Raw genomic sequence first — 22,563 nt, 5'->3', positions numbered from 1 at the left:
ACGCTATGATTGCGTGCGTGACGCGAACGGCGAGACCCGGCGCGAGCGCAACGAGGCCTTCGAGCTTATCAGCCCGGAGGCCGAGGTGCCGGAGGCCGGCCATGCGCTCTGGGACTGGTTCTGGGACCTGCGCTCGGCGCAGGCTTCCGGATTTTCCGGCCCGGCGCCGCTCTCCCACCAGGAAATGCTGGCCTGGCTGCAACTGACCGGCAACCTGCTGCGCCGTGAGGACGTCGCCGTGCTGAAGGTGATGGATGGGCGCTATTGCCAGGTGGTGGAGGAGGAGACGGAGGCGATCAGGGCGCGGGAGGCGTGATAGTACGAGTTCTGACGATGAAAGCGAAACAACGAGCGTTGTTACTGCAGAAAGGAATCTAAAGCTGCTTTGAGTTTCTCAAGTCGTCCCTTTAGCAAAACCTTACATTCATCAACTGAAATGTTAGGGTTTCGATAACCTGCGTTCTTTTGGAATTCGCCTTCCCATTTTGCCAGAGCTTTTTGAGTGAGGTCTGCGTTCTTTGAAAATTTCAGCATCGTAGCTTCGACTGTGCTACGCGCTTTCAAGTATATGTCTACGCCCGCAACGTTTCGGCATAGATAGGTGGCACTTAAATTGTCATGGAGGGCTTTGATCAGCACGTCCGCGCTAGCATCGCTAGTTTTGGTGCTGCCGGCAAAAGCGCTGCCGCCCAGAAGGCATAGGCATATAATTGCAACAATTCCGCGCATTGTCCGCCACAATTTCAACCTAAATCGATGCTAACGGGATGTGGGAAGAAATACAAGTACTGCGCGAATTTGAATTACAGTGACGTGCGCTATTTTCTCAGTGATGGCCTTGGTTTGGTCAGGCAGCCGATCTAATATGACTTCTAATTGCTGAAGCGCCACTCTATGCCGGTCAGCCCATCCAGGGTGGTGTCAACTTCCCACTTGAGAGACGAGTCGCTTTTGTTGCCGACATATACACACTTCGCAAGGTGCCTCACCGGCTCTTGAAGATCATTGAGCGTCTCATAAACTATCGATGCACTGAAAAAAGAAGGTCTTGAGATGCCATTATCAAACGCCTTCAGTTCGGTTTGAATCCACGCATCGTCTATGGCTAGCGGGTAGCCCGACGCTTTGGATCGCTGTTGTCTCGTGACGAGATAGCTTTCGAGCAATTTTCTATTCGTCGAGTTCGGAAACTTTGATGCGTTTATATTCCGCCGACGAGAGCAGGCGCTGTTTGAGAACTGTCTCGCAGGCCGTGACAAGTTTCGAATGAAACAAGTCGCAGCTGTTTAAGAGCAATGCGCTAGCCACTAGGCACATGATGCTCGCTATAGGCTTCGTTCGGTGAAGGTGCATTATAGTTCCGCTAGGTAGTATTTTTAACAATTGCAACTTCGGTGAACGTTGCATCCTATATCATGCATGTCAATAAGATTGTTCTCTAAATGTTCTTGGCGATAAAATGGCAAGCGTATCGGTGGGCCAGATAGGACATGCGTTCTTATTTGAGTGTAGTGTCACCGTAATTCCGCGAGGACATCATCGTACTGAAAGGCGATGGATGGGCGCTGTTGCCGGGCGGTGGAGGAGCCCGCGGCGATCAGGGCGTGCGGGAGGCGGGGTAGGTGTTAAAGTTCTTCCGGAGACACTTCAATTAACGAGCCGCCTCCATATGTCGTGGAGCCAACCTCGATATGGGGCTATTGGTTCGGCATATCTTTGCTGCTCTTCAGTTGATAGTTCAGTCCGATCTTGAATCACCTGAAGCAGGTTCGAATTGCCGACATCCATTGGATGTACGTCGTATATTCTCATTCCGGAGATACTTCCGTCGTCTGAGTAGTATTTACAGTCAGTAAGAACATTTACAAACTCATTGTCTTTATTCTTTATTCTGAACTCTATTATACCTGAGTGAACTGTAGGGTTCAGGCCACCTTCTTTAAAAAAGCCTGGACCTTCTGTTCGTATCAAATTCTGGTAAACCTTCATTCGGGCAGCCGCTTCGGCGCCTAAGGTTTCCAATGTTGCGTCATCCATCAAATATCTCTTCTCGATTTCAGACTTCGAAAATGGCCTTTCCGACAAGATGTACCCGAGACGCTTGTAGCTCGATGGCGCAATGAAGTAGCCCATCATGCGTTCCTCGCAAGCTTTTACGATCGGCGGATCGAAGAAGCCATAATTGTTCAGCAGCAGCACGGCGATAACCGCTGCGATTAGACCAGAAATCAGCTTCATCAAAATTCCCGCGAATAGCTTTGCGGCATTCTCTCGCATGAAATCAAAAGGTGGTCCAGTGACAGATATTACAAGTTCTGCGAGCTTGAGAACCCCCATGACTATTGCGCTTTCAGGCATCCATCAAAGTGTCAGCGCGTATTTTTCCTATTTGCAATAGCATCGAAAGCCGCATCCAGTTTGTGATATCGCTCCATCAGTAAATCACTACATTTATCAGCCGTGACCTTGGGACTCTTGTAAAGTGGGTCGCGCGCCATCTTTTTTTCCCATTCATCCATAATCTTGCGCGCAACGTCGACGTTTCCGGTTATATTGACCAATCCCGCTTCAACTGCCTTGCGCACCTTTAGATATGAATCAACGCCGATGCCATCCCGGCAGAAATAGGCGGCACTCAGGCTGGCGTAACTGGCATTAATAAACGCGGTCGTTAGTTCTTCGAGTTTTTGGTCGTCGCCAGCGATAGCAATGCTGCTAATCGTGCACATGAAAGTTGCGAAAATTAATCGACGCATGTTGCCTCCAAAGGTTGTTGAAACAGTCTTAGGAGGAAGATATTGCGCGCACAAGTGGAGCTGGGCAGCCAATCGATTGGAAACGTCCACTTGGCTCTTTTGGATAGCAACTGATTAAGCAACGAAAGCAATCGCTGCGTCGTTTCCTTTGACAGAAACGCAGCATCTCACATCAGGTTCTCGAAAGGAGTATCGGTGCAAGATATTACAAAATTGGGAATTCAGATTTCTACCGCTGGCGTCGATGCTGCTACCGCGAGCTTGGATGATTTTAGCTCGGCAGCGACCCGGACACAAAAGGCGGCTGGCGCGACTTCCCGAGCATTTGATGTCGTAAGTGCGCGCGCAAGTCTCGCAAGTGGTGCTATCGGAAAAGCAAATGCGCAAGCGTTGAATCTCGTGGACAGCTATGGCGCCGTCGCAGGTAACGCGGGTAAAGCAAAAAGCTTTTTAGTCGCAATAAATGCTGACACCGGCGCAAGTACGCCATCTGTTCAATCAGTTGACGATAAAACACAAAATGGTGGCGCGACATCCAACAACCAAGGCCCTAGCACATTAACGCAAAGTTGGGCTGTGAATGCCATTGCTCAGCCGGGTTTTAAGTTCAGCGAACCGCCGCAGATTGATTGGAAGGATGTTGGTCTCGGCGTGGCCGCTTTTCTGCTTATACAAGGAGGAGGGCGAATTAATGGTCTCGGGGGTGAGGCGGCAGCGGCAGCAGGAAATGGAGCGAATTATATCCGTCCTTCAGCAATCAGAGAAAGGGCAGGAGAAAGCCTTGATGCTCAAGATGCGGATGCCCGATATCTAGCAGACCGTTTCGGTGATGAAATCCCAGCTGCAAAGGAATACGCGGACCAAATCAAACAGGCGAAGGACATTAGTGATCTTGTTACCAAAGTAACTGGCGTGTTGACTACGAACTGGGCGGCGATTGCGGACACCGTACATAATGTCAGTTCTGATAATGAGAGCATGGCATGGAAGCTTAATAGGGCTTCCGTATATCCTGAGTCGAAATTACATGATTTCGGGGTCGCCTACGAAGATTTCCAGGACCGGGCCAATACCCGTAGATTGACGGTTGACGATATTCAAAAGATCGTAGAGCTCTCCAAGAAAGCATACGCTGAAAACGGTGACGATGAACTTGGTCGGCTGGCGGCGTCGTTGGACGAAGCCAGCAGACCTCTAATAAATTCTGTCAGTTTAATAAAAAGATACCAAGAGCAAGCTCAAGACGCGTATAAGAGGCGTCTTTCTGGCTTGCCTGAGACGGCGCAAGCGGCGGGCAAAGTAGTGACCACCCCGCAGATTGCTATTGAAAATAAAGCGGCGAGAACGCAGAGCGACCTTCAGAATTGGTCTACTGCAGCAGCTGTTGTGCCAGTTGGCGACAGCAAGGCAACGTCTCTCGTGGACGCCGGTTCGAATAAGGTTATACGGGATCAGAAAGACGCAGTGGATGGCCTCACGAAGTCCTCTCAAACTTACACCGAACAGACGAAACTTGGCACGCAGACCTCCACTCAATCCGCTGCCGCAACGGAGAATGTGAAGTCGAAGGTTGTCACGCTGAAGCAAAGTCAGGACGAGCTTCAGAAGAGCTGCGCGGTACAATTGGCGCAAATGCCGCAATTGACGAAAGCGGCCAATGACCAGGCTGATGCCTATCGGCGTGTCGCTGAGGCGCAGGCGCTGCAGAAACTTGCGGGCGATATCCGGTTCCAGCAGGAGCAGATGGGCCGCTCGACCATCGATCAAACGGTCGCCTCGACACAGAAGCAATATGGCCTGCCGGTCGACATGAATTCGGCCTCGGCCAATATCATTCGCTACAATGAGCAGCTGAAATATGCCCGCGAGCTTGCCGGCGATTTCGCCTCGACGCTGGTCAGCGGCTTGCGCAATGGCGAGGGCCTTTGGAAATCCCTGGGGAAGGCGGCGATTTCCGTGCTTACCAAGATTTCCGATAGGTTGCTGAACGATGTCCTCAACAGCCTGTTCAAGGTCAACAGCGCCGCCGCAGGCGGCGGGCTGTTCGGTGGCGGTGGCATCTTTGGCGGGCTCTTTGGCGGAGGTGGCGGGCTGGATCTCGGCATTCTGGCGCGATCGCCGCAGGCGGCAGCGGCCGTCGCGAGCGGTATTCCCGGCCTCTGGGCCGACGGCGGCTATACCGGCCCTGGCGGCAAGCATGAGCCGGCCGGCATCGTTCACGCCGGCGAGGTCGTCTGGAGCCAGAAGGATATTGCCCGGGCGGGCGGCGTCGGCGTTGTCGAGGCGATGCGGCTTGGCCGGCGCGGCTATGCCGATGGCGGCGTGGTCGGGGAAGGCGGGCCGCAATTGTTGCGGGCACAGCCGGATGTTGCCGTTCCCGTTCGTCGCCTCCGGGCTGACAATCAGAACGATGCCTCCGGTTCCGCTTCCGGGGTGCATGTTACGGTCGGCGTTTCCGTCGATGAGGACGGCAATCTCAAGGCCTATGTGAAGAATGTCGCGCAATCGGAAGCGCAAAGTTCGACGCGGCAGGGGCTGAATGATTTCAATCAGCAGCTTCCCGATCGCGTCGCGCAGATCAACCGCAATCCCCGGAGGCGCTGATGGCCGTTTCCTATCCCTATAGCCTGCCGGCCTTTGCCGATCTTCTGAAGATCTCCAGCATCGTCTGGGACATTCAGCGCAATGACGAGCTTTCCGGCTCCGGCGATGGCCGGGTCTGGCAGGCGGAGCTGGCGCCGCCGCTCTGGACCGGCACGGTGACGCTGGCCGACATGTACAATGCGGAGGCGAAGCAGATTGCCGCCCGCATCCGCAAGCTACACGGCGCCCAGGAGGCGCTTTTTCTTTATGATCCGCTGTCGAAATATCCGCAGGCCGACCCCGATGGAACGAAGCTCGGGAGCGCCGCGGTCAGCGTCGCAGCACTCGGGGCCGACAATGCCTCGCTCAGCCTCAAGGGCCTGCCAGCCGGTTATCGGCTGACCGTTGGCGACAAGATGCAGGTCGGCTATGGCGGCCGCTATGCCTTTCTCGAAATTTCGGAAACGGTTGATGCCAGCGGGCAGGGGATAACGCCCGTCTTCGGCGTCTTCCCGCATCTGCCTGTCGGCTTTGCCGCCGGTCTCGGCGTGACGCTGCTGCTGCCGGCCTGCAAATGCCTGGTCATGCCGGGCAGCCACAATCCCGGCACCGCGACCGGCCCGATCACCTCGGGCGCCACCTTCAAGATCATCCAGAAGAAATAGACGATGAAAAACATCACCTCCGCCTTCTTCGCGGCGCTGACCGGCGCGCGCGACAAGGGGCTCGTGCCCCGTCGTTTCGTCTGGATCACCGGCAAGGATCTCGCCAGCGGCGGGTCGGCCTCGATCGGCCTCTGGACCGGCGATGACGACATCAACATCACCGTCACCTCCGGTGTTACCGGTCTGCCGGAGGCGCGGACCTATTATGGCGGCCTCAATCTGCAGGTGAGCCCGATCCCACGCACGGCGGATCTGACGATCCAGACCGTAACCATCACCATCGGCCAGATCGCGCCCGCCGTGCAGCAGCTCGTGCGCGGCTACGATCTGCGGCTGGCGCCGATCGAAATCCACGACATGTCGTTCGATACCGGCACGCGCCTGCCGAGTGCGGCGCCGGAAATCGCCTTTCTCGGCGTTGCCGATGGCGCGCCGGTAAAGACGCCGGCCGTGGGGCAGGATGGCGACATCGAAATATCCGCCATATCCGCCGCCATCGCCATGCTGGAGCGCACCAATCCGGCAAAATCCTCCTACGAAGGCCAGAAGCGCCGCAGCGGCGATGAATTCGGCCTCTATTCCAGCACCGTCGCCAATTGGCAGATCCCCTGGGGGCAGAAATGAACAGCGATCTCGTCAGGGTCAAGAACTGGCGCGCCTGCTTCGTCGCCGAGATCGACCGGCTGAAGCGCACGCCCTTTGCCTGGGGCAGCCATGATTGCGGGCCGGGGCTTGCCGGCAATCTGGTGCTGGCAATCACCGGCGTCGATTGCGCCGCCCAGTTTCGCGGCGAATACTCGACCGCCGCCGGCGCGCTGAAGACCATGAAGGCGGCGGGCTTCGACAATCTCGCCGATCTCGTCGCCAGCATGTTGCCCGAGATCCATCCGAGCGAAGCCGGCATCGGCGATATCGCCGCCGTCCCGCATGAAGGTCCCTTCGGCTACGCGCTCGGCGTCGTCAATGGCGAGCGCATCTTCGTGCTGCGCGAGACAGGGCTCGGCACCGTCGACCTGCTCGACGCCAAGCGCGCTTTCAAGGTCGGCTAAGCCACGTCATTCTTCCTATCTCTGACCGGTGACAGTCGCCGCGGCCCTGCCTGCGACGATTCTTTCCCATGCGCCATTCGAGGTCGTCCGATCCATGAAATATCTCATTCTGCTTCTGAACGTCCTCAGCTTCTGGCTGATGGCGGATGCGGCGCATGCCGACCCGATTTCTGCGGCAATTGCCGTGATAGGTAACTTTCTCGGCTCGATCAGCATCGGCAAGCTGATACTGACGGTTGCTATCAACATCGGCCTTTCGCTCGTCGAAAAGGCGCTGGCGAAGAAGGATAAGCCGCAGCCGGCCGGAACGAAGCTCGATATCAGCATGGGGGACGATCATGCGATGTCCTTCATCATCGGCAGCTACGCGACTGCCGGCAAGCGCAAGTACGCCGGCACCTGGGGAGACGACGGCAAGACGCCGAATGCCTATTTCACCGATGTCATCGAAATCGGCAGCCTCCCCAACCGGGCCGGCGAACGCGGCCTGACCAGCGTCTGGATCGACGACCAAAAGGTCGGCGTACTCTGGGACGAGCCGCATCCCGACGGGCGCGGCTTCCCGGTGCTGCAATATCGCGTCAAGAACAAGGACTATCTCTGGATCAAGTTTCTCGACGGCACGCAGACGAGCCCCGACGCCTTTTTGACGGCCAAATTCGGCACCCATGCCGAGCGGCCCTGGAAATCGACGATGATCGGCCGCGGCTGCCAGGTCGTCATCCTGACCTCGCGCTACAATACCGATCTTTTCAAGGGAGTGCCCGCCGGCCTCTTCGAGCCGCATCCACTGCCGCTTTACGACGTCAGAAAGGACACTTCGGTCGGCGGCAATGGTGCGCATCGCTGGGCCGATCCCTCGACGTGGGAGCCTAGCACCAACCCGGCTGTGATGATCTACAACCTCGCCCGTGGTGTGTATTACGGCTCGGAATGGGTCTATGGCGGCCAGAATATCGGCGCCTTCTGCCTACCGGCAACGAATTGGATGGCTGCGGCCAATGCTTGTGACGCCTCCGTCCCGCTCGACGGCGGCGGCAGCGAGCCGGCTTTCCGTGCCGGCTATGACGTGCAGTGCGATCAGGAACCGCTCGATGCAGTTTCCGAACTGCTGAAGGGCTGCAACGGCCGCATTGCCGAAGTTGGCGGCATCTTCAAGATGCTGGTGGGTACGCCAGGCGCGGCAGTCTACTCGTTCACGGATGATGATATTATCGTCACGGAGGAGCAGGATTTCCAGCCGTTTCCCTCCCTCTCTGCAACCTACAATGCCATCGAGGCCACCTATCCGGAGCCAGCGGAAAAATGGGCGACGAAGGACGCGCCGGGGCGTTACGATGCGGATCTCGAGGCGCAGGACGGCAATCGGCGTCTTCCGGCGCAAGTCCAGCTGCTTGCCGTACCCTTTGCCAACCAGGTGCAGCGCATTGGTCTGGCGATGATCCAGGATTATCGACGCTTTCGTGTCCACCAGGTGTCGCTGCCGCCGGATGCCTATCCTCTGGAGCCGAACGACGTCGTTTCCTGGTCTTCTGTCCGCAACGGCTATGAGGAGAAGAAATTCCTTGTCGTCAAAGTGGAGCCGCAGCCGAATTTCCTCATCGTCGTCACGTTAAAGGAAGTCGATCCGGCCGACTACGACTGGCATCCCGGCCTGCAGTTGCCCATCGCCATCGGCTGGCTTGGCCCCATCACGCCGCCATCGCAGCCAATGATCGGCTGGACCGTTGAGTCCGCAACCATCAAGGATGCCGGCGGCATTGACCGCCGCCCGGCGATCAAGATCAACTGTGCGCCGGATCTCGATGATGTCGCGGGCGTATGGGTACAGGTGCGTTTGAAGGAAACCGGCGATGTCGTATTCGATAGCGACAGCAATCCCTATGCCTCCCCATACTCGTGGTTGATCTCCGGCCAATGGACGCTCGCCAATACCAACTACGAGGCGCGGGGCCGATATCTTCCGCAGTCGAACCGGGCAACGGATTGGTCGGCCTGGCTGACCGTCAAGACGCCGAATGTTCTTATCCAGACGGCCGACGTTCTTGACGGTGCAATCGTCCAATCCAAGATTGCTGATGCAGCTATATCAGCTGCGAAGATCATGGACGAGGCGGTCTCCAACCTGAAGCTCGCCGACCAGGCAGTTTCGACAGCAAAGCTGGAGGTGGCCGCTGTTACGGCCGAGGTGCTGGCGAGCGGCGCGGTGATCTCCACGAAGCTCGCCGACAGTGCCGTGACGGCCGCCAAGCTTGCGCAGGGCGCGATCGATGAGACTAAGCTCGCTTCGGGCATCAAGGCCGTAGAAGTCGTTTCTGCGCTCCCGATGATGGATAATGTCGAAGGGCGGCAGGTTTATCTGACGACGGATGGCAAGCTTTACCGCTACCATAACGGCGCGTGGACGGCGGCGGTTGCTGCTGGCGATGTCAACGGCACGTTGAGCAGCTCTCAAATTGCGGACAGCGCCATCACGAACAACAAGCTGGCAGCGCTCGCCGTGGATGCGAGCAAGCTTGCCGATGGTTCGGTCAGCGCCACCAAGCTTGCCGCCAATGCGGTCGATGCCACAAAATTCGCCTCCGACATTCGTCCGGTAGAAATCGTCTCCAGCCTTCCCAGCTCGGGCAATGTCGAGGGACGCACCGTCTATCTGACGACCGATGACAAGCTTTACCGCTACACCGGCACTGCCTGGACGGCTGCGACGGCGGCGGGTGACATTGCTGGCCAGATCGTTGGAACGCAGATCTCGGACGGCGCGATCTCGACTCCTAAACTCGCTGCCGGCGCGGTCACCGCCAATACGCTTGCAGCGGGAGCCGTCACGGCCGACAAGATCGCCGCCAACAGCATTACGGCCGGTCAGATAGCAGCCGGTGCCATCGGCGCGACGCAGATCGCGGCGAACGCCATTACGGCCGACAAGATGGTTTTGGCCGACTTCACCAATCGCTGCGAGAACCCGAACTTTGGCGAAGGGGATAAGAGCTGGGTGAACGGTGCCGGCGTTGCCATCCTCAGCAACAGCGCCAACGCCTATACCGGTAACTACTATATGAACATCGGTGCCGGTGCCGTGGCGAACGCTATTGCGTCGAGAAACAACAATATTTTCCCCGTTCTTCCCGGCGAGCAATATTTCCTTCAGGTGTTCGTAAGGGCGACCGGAACACCGGCCGGCCTGCTGTCTGTGCGTATGCGCTTTATGGGCGCGGACAAAATCAGCTATCTCAACCAGGCAGGCTTCAACGTCCCCGTAACGGTCGGAACCTCCTACACGGAATGGAACGCAACGGTCATCGTGCCGGCCGGCGCAGTTTACGCTTGGGTGGATTTCGTTCCGGGAGTCAACCTGACCGCAGCAGGAAGCTACCAGATTGGATTCGTTTCGTGCCAGCGTAGAAACGGCGGCAATCTGATTGTAGACGGTGCCATCACCGCTGAGAAGGTTGCAGCAAACGCGATCACAGCCGACAAGATTGCGGCGAATGCTGTCACCGCTCGGAGCCTCATTCTGCAGGATTGGGAAAATCTCATTCCCGATAATCAGCTGCAAAGTTCCGATTCCTGGTTCTCCAGACCCGCCAATGTGGTCGTCAACCCGGTGGCGACACAAGCATTCAATAGCAAGGGTTCGCTTGACTACACCTATATTGCGGGTGCGGGTTACCAGCTAATTGTCCAGTCGGATGCGTTTCCAATCGTTCCTGGGCAGCAGTATCTTGCATCATGCCAAGCGATCCGTACTTCCGGTACGAAGATGGCTGTCTGGGCACGCGTTCATTGGACGGACGCGACAGGCCAGGTGCTGAACCCTGATGTCTATCCCCCCATTTTCGACACGTCAGGAGGCACGACGGTTTCCGGGCTTCAGAGCTATACGATCACGATGACCCCGCCCGCTAACTCCTTTGGAGCCATATTCCGCATCTATGTTCAGCGGGATAACACGGACGGCAATATCTCGTTCGGCGGGGCTAGCTTCTTGCGGAAGGCGACGGCCAATCTGCTGGTCGACGGCTCTGTGGTTGCCGGCAAGATTGCGGCCAATGCGGTGACGGCGGGCACGATCGCGGCCGGCGCGGTCTCGGCCACGCAGATCGCGGCCAGCGCCATCACGGCCGATAAGCTGGCCTCCAACGCGGTGACGACGAATGCTCTGGCGGTCGGCTCGGGCAAGAACTTGCTTCAGAACACCAGTTTCACGATGGGGCTGGACTGCTGGCTCGTCACCTATACCAGCGGCACCATTCCAGGGCTCGCCTTGCGCATCCGTCAACCCGGCGAGGCATGGGCCGGTCGCAACAATCCGGTGTTGGAACTGCGGCAGGGCAGCGGTCCTAGCGGCTTCTTTACCGACGTCCGATGGAAGCGGCCTGACGGTGATGGCCTAGCTTATTCGTTGCCGTATGCGGTGCCCTGCGCACCGGGAGAGTGGTTGGAGGCAACGGCCTGCATATCGGCACATCGCTGCACCGTCGAGCTGCGTATCGAATGGATAGGAGCCGATGGTGGGGCACTCAGCTATACCACCGCCTCGGCCAACGTAGGCGTTCCCTCGGATGGGACCAATCCCGATCTTTGGCCACGCCTCCGCACGGTCGGCGCGGCACCTGCCAACGCCGTTGCCGCTTCCTTCCATCTGCGCAAGCTCGATACCAACGCCGGTCAGACGGACAGCTACATGTTCGTCAACAAGCCGATGCTGTGCCGCATCCCGGCCGGCGCGGCCGAACCGACACCGTGGAGCGATGGCAGTGTCATCCTGATCACCCCGAACGGCATCGTCGCTAACGGCATCACCGCCGACAAGATCGCAGCGAACGCTGTGACGGCCGGCAAGATTGCCGCGAATGCCGTGACGGTCGGCACGATCGCGGCCGGCGCGGTGACCGCTACCACGATCGCGGGCAGCTCGATTACCGGTGACAAGCTTGCCGCCAACACCATCGGCGCGGGGCAGATCGCCGCGAATGCCATTACTGCCAAGCAGCTCGTCCTGACCGATTTCTCCAACATGGCCGATAACGGCTGGCAAAGCGGCACCCTGGACGGCTGGGTTCTTCAGAACCTGCAAGCCTTTTACAATGACACCGTTTCGGGTGATGCGGCCGGCTGGGTTCTTCAGTCACTCGGTCGCGACATGGCGCGGTCGAGCTATGTCGCCGTCACTCCCGGCGAGGTCTATGCCTTCGACGTCTGGGTCTACAACACCGATGCTGGGGCAGCAAACATCTACGCAGGCCTACTGACGCCATCGGGCACATGGGGGCCGCAGGCGGTGCCCGGAGCCACGAGCAACGTTAAAAACCAATTTGTGCGGCTGCAGGGGCGGATTACGATCCCGAGCGGCTATACCAAGCTGGCGATGCTCCTGCAGGTAGACAAGACGGCGGGCACCGGCAACTCCTGCTACTGGTCGAAACCTGTCATGCGCCGTGCCGTCTCGGCCGAGCTGATCGTGGATGGCGCGATCACCGCGAACAAGATTGCGGCGAATGCCATCACGGCCAACATGATTACGGCCGGCGCGATCACGACCGACAAACTGATCGTGGGCGGCGTCACCGTCGACAAAATCGCCGCCGGGGCGGTCACCCGCGTTGATTCTGATATTCAAGGCCAGGCGGGCATTAATGCTGGATCTGGCCCCATTCCGATCACGGGTATCACGGCCTATCACGGCACCGGTTCCCCGCCCGTTCTGGTCATGTCTTCGTTCTCAATGAGCAACAATGGCGTCACCCAGGCCGGCGCGATGACCGAAGTCGAGGTTTACGTTTGGGATAACGGCAACAATGCCTACACGGCCGTTCTGCCCTTATCGTTCTTTAAGTACGGCACCTTCGCGCACGCCTTTACGTACACCCCGCCCGCTGGAACCGCCTCTACGCAGTTCCGCTTCGACGTGAAGCCGCTCGCTCTTCAAGGGAGCAGTGCGCCGCTCCTTCTTGTCAACAACCGCAGCATCAACGCGCTGACTTTGAAGCGCTGAACCGCAGGAAAGGACTGCCATGTATCGCATTGACAGCATGTATGAACCGATGGTCGAGGCGCTGCTTGCGGCTCGCTCGGAAAACAAGGCCGATCGCTGGATGGCGTGTGTCGCCTTCTGGCTCGGCCGGCAGCAGATCTACAATGTGCCGGATTACTGGCTGGCGCTTGCCGCCAGGATCACCTCCGGACTGGATGCGGCCGACAAGGACGCGATCCTTGATCAGCTGAGCAATAAGGAGGCAGCCCTCGTTAGCTCGGCTACTGAATGGCCGGAGGCGCCGGCAAGCCTTCTTTCCATTGTCGCAGGCTGGTCGTTAGAACCGGAGCCGGTCGATCTTTACGCCTATGCCGCATCCAAGCGCTACGCCGTCGAAACGGGCGGCATCATCATCGATGGCGAGATGCGCATCATGACCGATCGGGCAAGCCAATCGCTGATTACCGGAGCCTACAACTATGTGCAGGCAAATCCGGAGGTGGCGATGAAGTTCAAGACGGTAAGCGGTTTCGTTGAGCTGACGGCAGGACAGATGGCTGCGATCGCGAACGCGGTCGGTGCTCATGTCCAGGCGGCTTTTGCGGCCGAGGGCGAGGTGAACGCCCAAATCATCGCGGGTTCGATCTCCACGAAGGCCGAGATCGATGCTTTTGCCTGGCCGTCCAATGCGGCCGCATCACCCAGCACCTAAGGGAGCCCGAATGCGCACTCCCACTAAAGTGCGCAAGAGGCAATTCATGCCGCTGTAAGGCGAGGTTAATTTCTGCCTCGATGCGGTCGACCGCTCTGTCAGCTTTGCGAGACGTCAATCCGGCTATACATGCAATCAAAGATTGATTCATCAAGATCTGATCGACCTGCCGGCCAGAGCGGGAAGTGAGCGATATGACTGGATAAAGGGAAGTAGCGAAGCTGCTTTGCCTAGCAGCATCGTTGCCAAGCGTCTCATTCGTATTTGCCATTCGAATCTTATATCTTCGAGTTTGGAATGAAGCTTATGGATCACGAGAAATTCTTCTCGGCTGTGCGAGCGCCATTATTTGGCGGTCGGCTGTCGATAACTCAGGTCAATGGTACGGAGGCAATCCTGGCCGCTTGGCTGGCAGAGCCCTTCGATCCCCGCTGGCTCGCTTACATGCTGGCAACAGTCTATCACGAGACGGGCAAAACCATGTGTGCAATTTCGGAAAGTCTGAGCTATTCGGCCGCCGGTTTGCAGGCGACATTTCCGAAATATTTCAATATGGAACAGGCAGCTGTATATTCTCGCCAGCCGCGACGGATAGCCAACCGCGCTTATGCTAATCGTATGGGAAACGGCGATGAAGCGAGTGATGATGGCTGGCGCTACCGTGGCCGCGGTCTCGTGCAAATCACCGGGCGGGACAACTATGCCAAGTATGGCATCAGCGATAATCCGGATCGAGCTCTCGATAACGATAAAGCGATCGAAATCCTGTTCAACGGCATGATCAACGGCCGTTTCACCGGTAGAAAGCTTGCCGATTACTTTAGCGCTACCGGTTCTGATTGGATCGGTGCGCGCCGGATTATCAACGGTACGGATCGGGCAATCGATATTGCCGGCTTTGCCAAGAAGTTCGCGGCGGCGATTGAGCGCGCCCGGTAGTTTTATTCGACGTTGGTTATAGACGGTTAGATGCTGACGATACTGAGAGTATCGACTTTTCGCATATGCCCTTCATGCCAGCTTTCCACGAATTCAAAGCTTGGGCGGTATCGTACCGGTGAGCCGCTCCAATCTATTCAAGAGGAAAACATATGCTCAATACGAATGCATTCCATAATATTCTGAACGTTTTGATAGCACTATCTACGTCCATGATTGCGGTTCTTCTGGCGACGGGCTGCACGCAATTTGCAGACGGTACCTTGGAATGTTCGCAATCCTTTATCGGCCCAAGCTTTGCTGCTGCCGCAGCTGCGGCTTTGAGTACTCTGAAAATCATTATCAACATCACGCGTGATGGTGTTGGAGGTTTGATAAAGCCGCAGCCGCCTGTCGATAAATGAAACCATTTGGTGCCGCACCCTAATGAATAGGTGGCGGCGGCAATCGACGGTCCCCGAATTTGGTTGAGAAAAGCGATGACGTTACACGAATTTCTGGATGCCTTGGGCATCAAAGTCGGAGTTGTCATCGCTGGCCTTTCTGGCGGCATTTTGCGTGGCCTTTCCAGGCGCCGATATACGACACGAGAGATCGTTGCATCACCGATCTGTGGCGCACTTGCCGCCACCTATCTGACGGAGCCGGCGCTTTTCTATCTGCGGGCCATCAACTGGCCTTTGCCGCAAAAGGATGTCGCAGCCATGAATGCCACGGCTTTCGTCGTCGGCATATGCGCCATGTGGATTGCCGATCTGGTTTTCGACGCTATTTCCAGATGGGTCAAAGGAGGCCGTGAAACACCGTAGTCGTGCGATGCTTTCATCTGACAAAGGGACACATAGGAGCGGGTAGCTACTGTATATTTTCGATTGATATCCGCGCAATCCAGCCTATTTCTTGAATACCTTTTACGGTCAATAAGAGATGGGGCGTCTTGTGGTTGATTTGTCGGATCGTTTTGCGGTTTCCACATGGTCCTTGCATCGGAAGCTCGGCTCTACCTATCCCTATAAACCTGGCGATCTAGCATATCCCGTTCGGCAGCCGACTTACGGGGAGGGCACGATCGAATTGATCAATGTGCCGCAACAATGCGCCGATCATGGCATCTTTAGGGTTGAGATTTGCTCCTTCCATTTGCCGAGTCTTCTTCCGAGCTATCTCGGTGATTTGCGTAAGGCTGCGGAGGAGGCCAGTGTAAAGCTTCAGACGCTGCTCGTTGAAGACGGAGATCTCAGCAATTCTGAAACCGCCCAGCGCGATGCCGAATGGATGGCAGGATGGATTGACGTTGCCGTGGCCCTTGGGGCTGAAAATATGCGCGTGATTGCCGGGAAGGCTCAGCCGACCGATTCGGCCTTGACGCTTGTGGAGACCCATCTTCACCGACTGGCTGAATTGGCTATTGCTGCGGGCATCCGTCTCGTCATTGAGAATTGGTTCGATCTGCTGCCGGGGCCGGCGGAGGTCAATCGGATTCTTGACGCTCTACGCAGCAAAGTTGGCCTCAACGGAGATTTCGGCAACTGGGAGCGAGCCGGTAAATACGAGGATCTCGCAAAGATCATGGGCCGTGCTGAACTTTGCCATGCAAAGGGACGTTATTCAGCAACAGGTCTCGATGCAGAGGATTATGTTCGTTGCATCAAGCTTTCCAACGCGGCCGGTTATCAAGGTCCTTTCACGCTGATCTACGACTCGACATATCATGGGGATGAATGGTCAGGGATTCTCGAAGAGCGAGACTGCATCGCCAATGTCTTCAAAGAGAAGTCGGCATAAAATAGCGGTCGCTACCGCCACGTTTTGCAGATGCACTAACTGGGCAAATTGTGTCCGGGTTTTAGAGTCAAAGCTGGATGTCTGGGCGAGGCATCAATGAAAATCGTAGTTATGCAAGGCGCCAAGCAATCGATCTTGTGTTTGATAGCCGGCGTTGTAGAGGTCAATGGCTACATTGGCTGCCGACAGACCCTCCTGACTTTGTAATTTGATGCTACGTTCAGCACACCAGGCAAAGAGGGCGCCTGCGAGGACATCGATGTCATCGGCGTAAAGCGGCGCATTGACCATCATAGACATTCGCTACACCATTCATTGTTGGAGCTTGGTATCGGCGGGGTGAAGCGAACACTGCTTTGGTTTTGAAAATTTGCAACCGAGTTCATCGCGCGACGTTAACGGCAGCCTGATATGGGACAGACTGTGTGTGTCTTAACAAGACACAGGCCTATTTCTCGGCACATCATTGATGATTTTGATGCCCGCCGGGCGCCACAGAATGAGTAAGTCTGTCACCTGTATCGTGTGGTGCAACAAGCAAGAGGGCGCCGAGCGTAATTGCTAGCGCCACCAAGAGGTATAACACGAGTCTTGGCCTGGAAGGCATCACTGATGGATGGGGTGCGACGCCTTAACAGCTGCCTCGATCAACTCTTCGGCGTATAAAAGCGCCGATGCCGTATCTTCTCCGTCGAGTTTCAAATCCTTGCATTTGTGATGCATGGCTCTGCGAATCTGGGCTAGCAACGCTGCATCGATATCGACTTCGCCTTCGTCGAACACATGCGTTAGTGCGGACTGAGCGACAATTTCCAGGACCGCAACCCGCCCTTCAATTTCACCCAGAGAGGGTATCGCGTTCCTCTTCACATGCTGCTTGCAATCGCGATGGGTAGTAAGCATTTCGGTCACCTCCTTCACGAAAGAGGATAACTATCGAGAAAGGAAAAAGTTCGGCCATTTCTCAAAAAAAACGCACTATCGCAGAGCGCCTAGCCCTCTAGATCTAGAGGCAATATATCCTCGGCTGCCTGGTCACTTCATGGGGCAAAGGCTGAGGTCCGACAATACATCGGCACAGTGGGGCGAACGACGAAAATCATCGTAGTAAAGGGTCCACACGGTGGTGTCGGCGGCGCGGTAGGGGCCGAATTTGAAATATTGATTCTTTCCCAGTCCGTGATCGGCATGTCCTATATGGCCGGTAACCGTAACGATCCATTTGTTGTTGGCGAATATCTCAATATGGCCCGAGCCATCCGGGCCCGGTTTGCTGTAAATGGCGAAGTCGATCCAGCCTGATGCCGGGGTCGGCAGCTTGTTACCACGATTTATTACTTTGATAGCGTTTGTGCAGCCGGTAAATTCTTGCCCGTCGGATTCGGCCCAATTGTCATCGGTGGCCACCAGTGCACGCATTTGGTTTGTATCGGGACGGAACCAGACCGGCGCTTCGTCGTCGCTACAGGCCTTGCCGTTATTTTCGGGCTCGTGTTTCTTGATAGGTGCAACGTAGTTGGTTTCAACGGTTGCGAAGAGTTTGCCATTATTGAGCCGCAGTGCGAGGAAGGGGCTGAAGTCTCCCTTGGCGTTCGGCCCGATTTCCCGTTTCCACTGCGCGATAAGGTAGCGATGGTCGCCTGAGGGTATGGGATCGGCGAATTTTACGGCGAAGCCGTACCAAACGCCCTGGTCGTATGGCACGCGATACTTGGTGCGCTCCCAGATTTCCGCCCTCTCGCTGCAGTTTGCTTTACCTGGCGGGCAGAATGGCTTGACGCTCAACTTCAACGCGCCCGCTCCGGTACGTTTTACTTCCGACTGAAATTCGACCGTTCCCGCCTTTTGCTCGAAATTATCGCGATAGTAGAGGTGGCCAGTGGGAGCGAAATCTGTGCCGTCGAAACCGTCATGCAGCACCATTTGCGACGGGCTATCAGCCAGAACCGGCGTTGCAGCACAGGTGCAGGCCAGGATGGCGGGCAGTGCGTATTTTGCATTCATGCGGGAGTGTTCCTGTGACGTGACTTTCGTAAAGCTTTATCAATGACCTGTTCGCTTCTCGCAGGCAAGCGAGAGCAGCGTTACTTCAACGCCGGATTGATGGCCCTCAAGTCAATTCCAATTAATTCCGGGAGAGCTACAGCCTGTGAATGTGATGATTGATGGTGCAACTTTAACCGCATGTTAGACGCTTTGCGGTTCATATCCCCGCGCAATTGGGCTTTGGTTGCGGCTATCAACGCCCCGGACATGACTGTTCGTCGCTGCGACCTCATCGACGTTTGGATGTCGGTCATGACATAAACCGGCTGAGGGTCGCTGTTGGGGACCGCCTTTGGCAAATGGGGAACTAGAGCTGGCCAGTCGAGAGGCTCAGCTACGACGAAAAATCGTGATCTTGACATCGCATGCGTTTTTGCGCGGCTATCGTAAAGCGTCAATTCACTTCATTGCATCCTGCTGGGCCGAGCAGGGGCATGAAGTTCATTTTCTCACTATCGGCCACAGCTGGCTCACCTTGCTCAAGGATCGCCGGCGCTTTCGTGCTTTGTCTCAAGATCAGGCGAATCGGTTTCAGACTATCGCTGCCAATTTGAGAGCCGGCGCCTATCTCCCCCCACTGCATGCTTTCAGTTCCGGCAACCGCTTTCTCAATGCAGCTAGCCCGGTGCTCTTTTGGCTCTATGGCAGCTATTTCCCGCCCTTTGCGCACCGCGTTATAGCCCACGCAGATCTGGTGCTGGTTGAGAGCGGCTCCGCGCTCGCTTTCTTAGCCAAGGTCAAGAAACTAAATCCAAAGGCGCGGATTTTGTATTTTTGTCGCGACCTGCTGAGAACCATCGGGGCCACGTCGGCGCTGCAGGATATCGAAGCTCGGCAGATCGCCCACTTTGATGCGATTTGCGTTCCTTCGCAGCGGCTTGGGGCCATGCTTCCCCCGGGCGGACGTGTACGGGTTATCCCGCAGGGCGTTGATGCAGCCCTGTTCGATCGCAAGCAGCCATCTCCTTACATACCCGGCAGCCGGAATGCGGTTTCCATCGGCAATATGCTTTTTGACCAGACTTCCGTCGCTGCGATGGCTGCTGCCGCGCCGGATGTGAATTTCCATGTTTTTGGCGCCACATGGAATGGTTGGGCTCGACCGAATATCACGATCTATGGCGAAAGGGATTTCGAGAGCATCATCCCTTACCTGCAACATGCTGATTTTGGCATTGCTCCATATCGCTTGACCGCGGATGAGGTCTATCTCGCAGAGTCAAGCTTGAAACTCGCGCAATATAGCTATTGCGGCCTGCCGATCCTGTTACCCGATCTTGTTCCTTTTACCCGCGCCAATTGCATTGCCTATAGATTGGATGGCGAGGTTGCATGGCGAGAGAAGATCGATGCCGCGCTGGCCATGCCACGCTCGGCGGCTTTCCGCGACGGAATCATGACCTGGGACGAAGTTGCGCGGCAAACCCTGGCTGCCGTATATGAAGCCCAATGATCGCTCAGCCGGGTGCAAGGAAACTCAGCAGTCTGCCAGCGAAGGGACGTGATCCGATCGGCAATTTTCCGCCGGCCGTCGCCATCAGAATTTCTATGTCTTCGGGCGTAATCAACCGCAAGCAACGAATGGCCAGCAGATAGGTGATTGCTCCGGCGGGAATGGCGCTTAAAAGTGCCGGCAGCCCGTCGAGGCTGTAAACGCCAAAGCTTGCTGCGCCCGCACAGAGAGCTGCTGCAAGAACCGTTTTCGCCAACGCGGTTAAAGGGACAGAGACTCGAACATGTTTCCAGGCCATCCAGCCAAGCAACACAAACGTCAATGTCACCGTCATCGCGCGAGCTAGAGCCGCACCTTCCAAGCCGAGGGACGGCACGAGAGCGGTTAGTAAGGATATCGTTGCAGCAGCGCTTGTAACCTGCACGCGTAGCAAAATGGCGCTGCGCCCAGATGCGCTGATGATACCCCAGGGGATCACGGATATGCCGGCAATCCATACGAAGGCTAACAGTGTGGCTGCGGCCGGCACGGCGGGCTCGAAAGCATCGCCAAAGATCAACGGTAAAAGTTCGGGCATGATGGTTGCGCCACCCATGCTGATCGGCAGCATGACCAGGGCGACTATCCGGATGACGCGCCTATAAGCTGCATTAAGAGATTGCTGATCGCTTTTTGCATGGGCTTCGGTGAAATGGACGATTAATGCCGGCGATATTTGGAGCATGATCTGTTCGATGAGGCCAGCTAGACCGAGCCCGGCAGCGAAGTAGCCGATACTGGCTGGAGAGAGAAAAACGCCGAGAAAGAGGAACTCAATGCGGGAGAGGATAAGGATCTCGACGAGATCGCTGAACCAGATGTATCGGCCATAGCGCAACATTTCCGGGGATAGCGTTTCCCGCGAGTATTTTGCGGTGGGGTCGACATAGTCGCGCAATTTCAATGCTTGCGGCAGATAGCGGGCGACATAGCCGATCAAGGCTCCCGTCGGGCCGAGCAACCAGGCCCCGATGAATACAAATGGGATCTGCATAGTTCCGCCCAACAGGGTGGTTCGGGCGGTTTGACCGAACCGATTTCTTCCGCGTGCTACGGCTGTAGAGAACACGTAGAACGCATAGCTAAGGAAGAGGAGTCCCGTGACCAGCCAGAACCAGGCAGGCCGCGCATCGTGATAAGCGTAGGTGATCGCAGCAAAGAGAAGAATGCCCGCGCCGATCATGCTGACCGATATAAGGAAACTTCGGAGCGCAGTCCGGACCAGCACTTTCCACCCATCATCATTGCCCGCGAGACCGCCTGTATTACGCAGCAGGGTCTGAGGCAGGCCCATGTCAGCCAATGCGGCGGCTGAGGTGGCGATCCATAATGCGTAGGCGACTTTGCCGGACCCCTCGGGGCCGAGCAGGCGGGCTGCGATAATGCTGCTCGCAAAGCCTGCGGCAAGGGAGATGGATGTTGCTGCCAGGCTAATCAACGAGCTTTTGAGGAGATTGGATACGAACGCGCTCATGGCCATCTATCTTGAAGGCTTACGCATAACCTTGTGTTAAAGGGCGGCTGATAGTTTTCACTTGCTTTCTAGTTGAAATTCGAGACCGTCACCATGACAGATCGAGCCGCCGACCGAGATGGATTTCTCATTCCGGGATATCTGCAGAAGGGATTGCGCGAGCGAGCGCACAACCTGCTCTGGCGGCTTATGTCGCCTTTGCCCGATAAGCCCTATTGCGCACTTAAGTATCGCGCCATTCGCGGCAAGTTTCCGAATTTGTCATCCCCTCAAACCTTTACCGATAAGGTTCAGGCACGCAAACTATATGATCGCAACCCTCTCTTTCCGCGTTTCGTGGACAAAGCCGACGCCAAAGTCCTGATTGGAGAAAGGGTTGGCAGCCAATATGTTATCCCGACGCTTTGGGTTGGGAGCGATCTGACGGCCGTGGATTGGGCAGAGATATCATTGCCGGCTGTTGTCAAGCCGACCCATGCGAGCGGTGTCGGGCGATTTCTCTACAACGAGGCTGATGTGGATCGGCTCCTCAAGAATGATCCATCGGTCGAGTGGCTGGCAATTGATCATGCGTCCTACAACAGAGAATGGGCTTACAGCCAGCTGAAGCCTCGTATTCTCATCGAAAGCATGCTGCTCGTCGATGGACGGGTTCCGTGGGATTACCGGCTCTTTACATTCGGCGGGAAGGTCTCGCATATTGAGATCGACATACGCGAAAATGGTCGAGGCTATTCGTGCAACTACACGCCCGACTGGCAGAAGCTGCCGTTCTATGATCGGGATTATCTCGGTCTCTATCCAGGCGAAATAGCACGTCCGCCGCGACTCGAGGAGATGATCCACGTCGCTGAAACGGTCGCTTGCGATATCGATTTCGTGCGCGTCGATCTCTATGCATCGGCGGAGTGGGTGCGCGTCGGGGAGTTGACCTTCTACCCGGGTGGAGGTTTCGAGGCGTTCGAGCCGGAAGAGTATGATTTCTCGATTGGCCAGAAGTGGCAGCTCGGCTTCGAAATACCGAAGAGATAGGTGGACAAATCATTCTCTCCGCGTTTCATAGGCCGATCTATTTTCTAGAGAAG

General features: G+C 56.4%; 20 protein-coding genes. 13 read left to right on the top strand and 7 right to left on the bottom strand.

The window, feature by feature from the left end; all coding sequences use genetic code 11:
- Positions 1-13: 13 nt before the first annotated feature.
- On the top strand, positions 14-316 hold the full coding sequence (locus tag GA0061100_RS02320) for a phage tail assembly chaperone (RefSeq protein WP_075850993.1): 303 nt from the start codon (positions 14-16) through the stop codon (positions 314-316).
- A 41-nt stretch (positions 317-357) separates the two neighbouring features.
- Here GA0061100_RS02320 and GA0061100_RS02315 read toward each other — a convergent pair whose 3' ends face one another.
- From GA0061100_RS02315 to GA0061100_RS02295, 3 genes are all read right to left on the bottom strand, one after another.
- Positions 358-729: a hypothetical protein gene (locus GA0061100_RS02315; RefSeq protein ID WP_075850992.1), complete on the bottom strand. Its 372-nt coding sequence runs from the start codon at positions 727-729 to the stop codon at positions 358-360.
- Between the two features lie 918 nt (positions 730-1,647).
- A complete protein-coding gene (locus tag GA0061100_RS02300) occupies positions 1,648-2,358 on the bottom strand; it encodes a hypothetical protein (protein ID WP_075850989.1) in 711 nt (236 codons plus the stop codon).
- An 11-nt stretch (positions 2,359-2,369) separates the two neighbouring features.
- Positions 2,370-2,846 carry a hypothetical protein gene (locus GA0061100_RS02295; RefSeq protein ID WP_143525369.1) on the bottom strand — a complete coding sequence of 159 codons (477 nt, stop codon included), beginning with the start codon at positions 2,844-2,846 and terminating at the stop codon, positions 2,370-2,372.
- Between the two features lie 105 nt (positions 2,847-2,951).
- Between GA0061100_RS02295 and GA0061100_RS34240 the strand changes: the two genes are divergently transcribed.
- From GA0061100_RS34240 to GA0061100_RS02245, 10 genes are all read left to right on the top strand, one after another.
- The gene (locus GA0061100_RS34240) at positions 2,952-5,360 is read left to right on the top strand and encodes a phage tail tape measure protein (RefSeq protein ID WP_143525368.1); all 2,409 of its coding nucleotides are present in this window, start codon (positions 2,952-2,954) and stop codon (positions 5,358-5,360) included.
- Positions 5,360-6,004, top strand: a complete 645-nt coding sequence (locus tag GA0061100_RS02285; protein ID WP_075850986.1) for a hypothetical protein — start codon at positions 5,360-5,362, stop codon at positions 6,002-6,004. The genes GA0061100_RS34240 and GA0061100_RS02285 overlap by 1 nt, the downstream gene beginning before the upstream one ends.
- Before the next feature lie 3 nt (positions 6,005-6,007).
- On the top strand, positions 6,008-6,628 hold the full coding sequence (locus GA0061100_RS02280; protein WP_075850985.1) for a hypothetical protein: 621 nt from the start codon (positions 6,008-6,010) through the stop codon (positions 6,626-6,628).
- A complete protein-coding gene (locus GA0061100_RS02275) occupies positions 6,625-7,053 on the top strand; it encodes a DUF6950 family protein (protein WP_075850984.1) in 429 nt (142 codons plus the stop codon). Before GA0061100_RS02280 ends, GA0061100_RS02275 begins: the two co-directional genes overlap by 4 nt.
- A gap of 94 nt (positions 7,054-7,147) precedes the next feature.
- Complete coding sequence (locus GA0061100_RS35070) at positions 7,148-13,051, top strand: phage tail protein (RefSeq protein WP_244557749.1); 5,904 nt, start codon at positions 7,148-7,150, stop codon at positions 13,049-13,051.
- Positions 13,052-13,070: 19 nt separating this feature from the next.
- A complete protein-coding gene (locus tag GA0061100_RS02265; RefSeq protein ID WP_075850983.1) occupies positions 13,071-13,742 on the top strand; it encodes a DUF4376 domain-containing protein in 672 nt (223 codons plus the stop codon).
- Between the two features lie 297 nt (positions 13,743-14,039).
- Positions 14,040-14,681 (top strand): hypothetical protein, encoded by a 642-nt coding sequence (locus GA0061100_RS02260; protein WP_342194511.1) that lies wholly within the window; start codon positions 14,040-14,042, stop codon positions 14,679-14,681.
- 152 nt (positions 14,682-14,833) lie between these two features.
- Positions 14,834-15,085: a hypothetical protein gene (locus tag GA0061100_RS02255; protein WP_075850981.1), complete on the top strand. Its 252-nt coding sequence runs from the start codon at positions 14,834-14,836 to the stop codon at positions 15,083-15,085.
- Between the two features lie 75 nt (positions 15,086-15,160).
- Entirely contained in the window at positions 15,161-15,490 is a 330-nt protein-coding gene (locus GA0061100_RS02250) for a hypothetical protein (protein ID WP_075850980.1), read from the top strand.
- Positions 15,491-15,608: 118 nt separating this feature from the next.
- On the top strand, positions 15,609-16,466 hold the full coding sequence (locus GA0061100_RS02245; protein ID WP_075850979.1) for a sugar phosphate isomerase/epimerase family protein: 858 nt from the start codon (positions 15,609-15,611) through the stop codon (positions 16,464-16,466).
- Positions 16,467-16,559: 93 nt separating this feature from the next.
- Here GA0061100_RS02245 and GA0061100_RS02240 read toward each other — a convergent pair whose 3' ends face one another.
- From GA0061100_RS02240 to GA0061100_RS02230, 3 genes are all read right to left on the bottom strand, one after another.
- On the bottom strand, positions 16,560-16,766 hold the full coding sequence (locus GA0061100_RS02240) for a hypothetical protein (RefSeq protein ID WP_075850978.1): 207 nt from the start codon (positions 16,764-16,766) through the stop codon (positions 16,560-16,562).
- A 306-nt stretch (positions 16,767-17,072) separates the two neighbouring features.
- Positions 17,073-17,369, bottom strand: coding sequence for a hypothetical protein (locus tag GA0061100_RS02235; RefSeq protein WP_075850977.1), 297 nt, complete (start codon positions 17,367-17,369; stop codon positions 17,073-17,075).
- Between the two features lie 132 nt (positions 17,370-17,501).
- The gene (locus GA0061100_RS02230; RefSeq protein ID WP_075850976.1) at positions 17,502-18,470 is read right to left on the bottom strand and encodes a polysaccharide lyase family 20 protein; all 969 of its coding nucleotides are present in this window, start codon (positions 18,468-18,470) and stop codon (positions 17,502-17,504) included.
- A gap of 334 nt (positions 18,471-18,804) precedes the next feature.
- Here GA0061100_RS02230 and GA0061100_RS02225 point away from each other — a divergent pair, with 334 nt between their 5' ends.
- Positions 18,805-19,965, top strand: coding sequence for a GumK N-terminal domain-containing glycosyltransferase (locus GA0061100_RS02225; protein WP_075850975.1), 1,161 nt, complete (start codon positions 18,805-18,807; stop codon positions 19,963-19,965).
- A 4-nt stretch (positions 19,966-19,969) separates the two neighbouring features.
- On the opposite strand, the gene GA0061100_RS02220 is transcribed toward GA0061100_RS02225, so the two are convergent.
- Positions 19,970-21,478: an oligosaccharide flippase family protein gene (locus GA0061100_RS02220; RefSeq protein WP_075851852.1), complete on the bottom strand. Its 1,509-nt coding sequence runs from the start codon at positions 21,476-21,478 to the stop codon at positions 19,970-19,972.
- Positions 21,479-21,571: 93 nt separating this feature from the next.
- Between GA0061100_RS02220 and GA0061100_RS02215 the strand changes: the two genes are divergently transcribed.
- Positions 21,572-22,510: an ATP-grasp fold amidoligase family protein gene (locus GA0061100_RS02215; protein WP_075850974.1), complete on the top strand. Its 939-nt coding sequence runs from the start codon at positions 21,572-21,574 to the stop codon at positions 22,508-22,510.
- The last annotated feature ends 53 nt before the right edge of the window (positions 22,511-22,563 follow it).

The sequence above is a fragment of the Martinezella hainanensis genome, from assembly GCF_900094555.1.
GTDB classification, from domain to species: Bacteria; Pseudomonadota; Alphaproteobacteria; order Rhizobiales; family Rhizobiaceae; genus Rhizobium; species Rhizobium hainanense.
The sequence above is the reverse complement of the archived record's forward strand: the minus strand, read 5'-3'. Positions and strand labels throughout refer to the sequence as shown.

Excerpts from the sequence above, each read along its gene's own strand:
- GA0061100_RS02215 (WP_075850974.1), top strand. The coding sequence starts at position 21,572 with ATGACAGATCGAGCCGCCGACCGAGATGGATTTCTCATTCCGGGATAT.
- GA0061100_RS02230 (WP_075850976.1), bottom strand. The coding sequence starts at position 18,470 with ATGAATGCAAAATACGCACTGCCCGCCATCCTGGCCTGCACCTGTGCT.
- GA0061100_RS02260 (WP_342194511.1), top strand. The coding sequence starts at position 14,040 with ATGAAGCTTATGGATCACGAGAAATTCTTCTCGGCTGTGCGAGCGCCA.
- GA0061100_RS02240 (WP_075850978.1), bottom strand. The coding sequence starts at position 16,766 with ATGTCTATGATGGTCAATGCGCCGCTTTACGCCGATGACATCGATGTC.
- GA0061100_RS02285 (WP_075850986.1), top strand. The coding sequence starts at position 5,360 with ATGGCCGTTTCCTATCCCTATAGCCTGCCGGCCTTTGCCGATCTTCTG.
- GA0061100_RS02265 (WP_075850983.1), top strand. The coding sequence starts at position 13,071 with ATGTATCGCATTGACAGCATGTATGAACCGATGGTCGAGGCGCTGCTT.
- GA0061100_RS02300 (WP_075850989.1), bottom strand. The coding sequence starts at position 2,358 with ATGCCTGAAAGCGCAATAGTCATGGGGGTTCTCAAGCTCGCAGAACTT.
- GA0061100_RS02275 (WP_075850984.1), top strand. The coding sequence starts at position 6,625 with ATGAACAGCGATCTCGTCAGGGTCAAGAACTGGCGCGCCTGCTTCGTC.
- GA0061100_RS02280 (WP_075850985.1), top strand. The coding sequence starts at position 6,008 with ATGAAAAACATCACCTCCGCCTTCTTCGCGGCGCTGACCGGCGCGCGC.
- GA0061100_RS02255 (WP_075850981.1), top strand. The coding sequence starts at position 14,834 with ATGCTCAATACGAATGCATTCCATAATATTCTGAACGTTTTGATAGCA.
- GA0061100_RS02235 (WP_075850977.1), bottom strand. The coding sequence starts at position 17,369 with ATGCTTACTACCCATCGCGATTGCAAGCAGCATGTGAAGAGGAACGCG.
- GA0061100_RS02245 (WP_075850979.1), top strand. The coding sequence starts at position 15,609 with ATGGGGCGTCTTGTGGTTGATTTGTCGGATCGTTTTGCGGTTTCCACA.
- GA0061100_RS02220 (WP_075851852.1), bottom strand. The coding sequence starts at position 21,478 with ATGAGCGCGTTCGTATCCAATCTCCTCAAAAGCTCGTTGATTAGCCTG.
- GA0061100_RS35070 (WP_244557749.1), top strand. The coding sequence starts at position 7,148 with ATGAAATATCTCATTCTGCTTCTGAACGTCCTCAGCTTCTGGCTGATG.
- GA0061100_RS02315 (WP_075850992.1), bottom strand. The coding sequence starts at position 729 with ATGCGCGGAATTGTTGCAATTATATGCCTATGCCTTCTGGGCGGCAGC.
- GA0061100_RS02250 (WP_075850980.1), top strand. The coding sequence starts at position 15,161 with ATGACGTTACACGAATTTCTGGATGCCTTGGGCATCAAAGTCGGAGTT.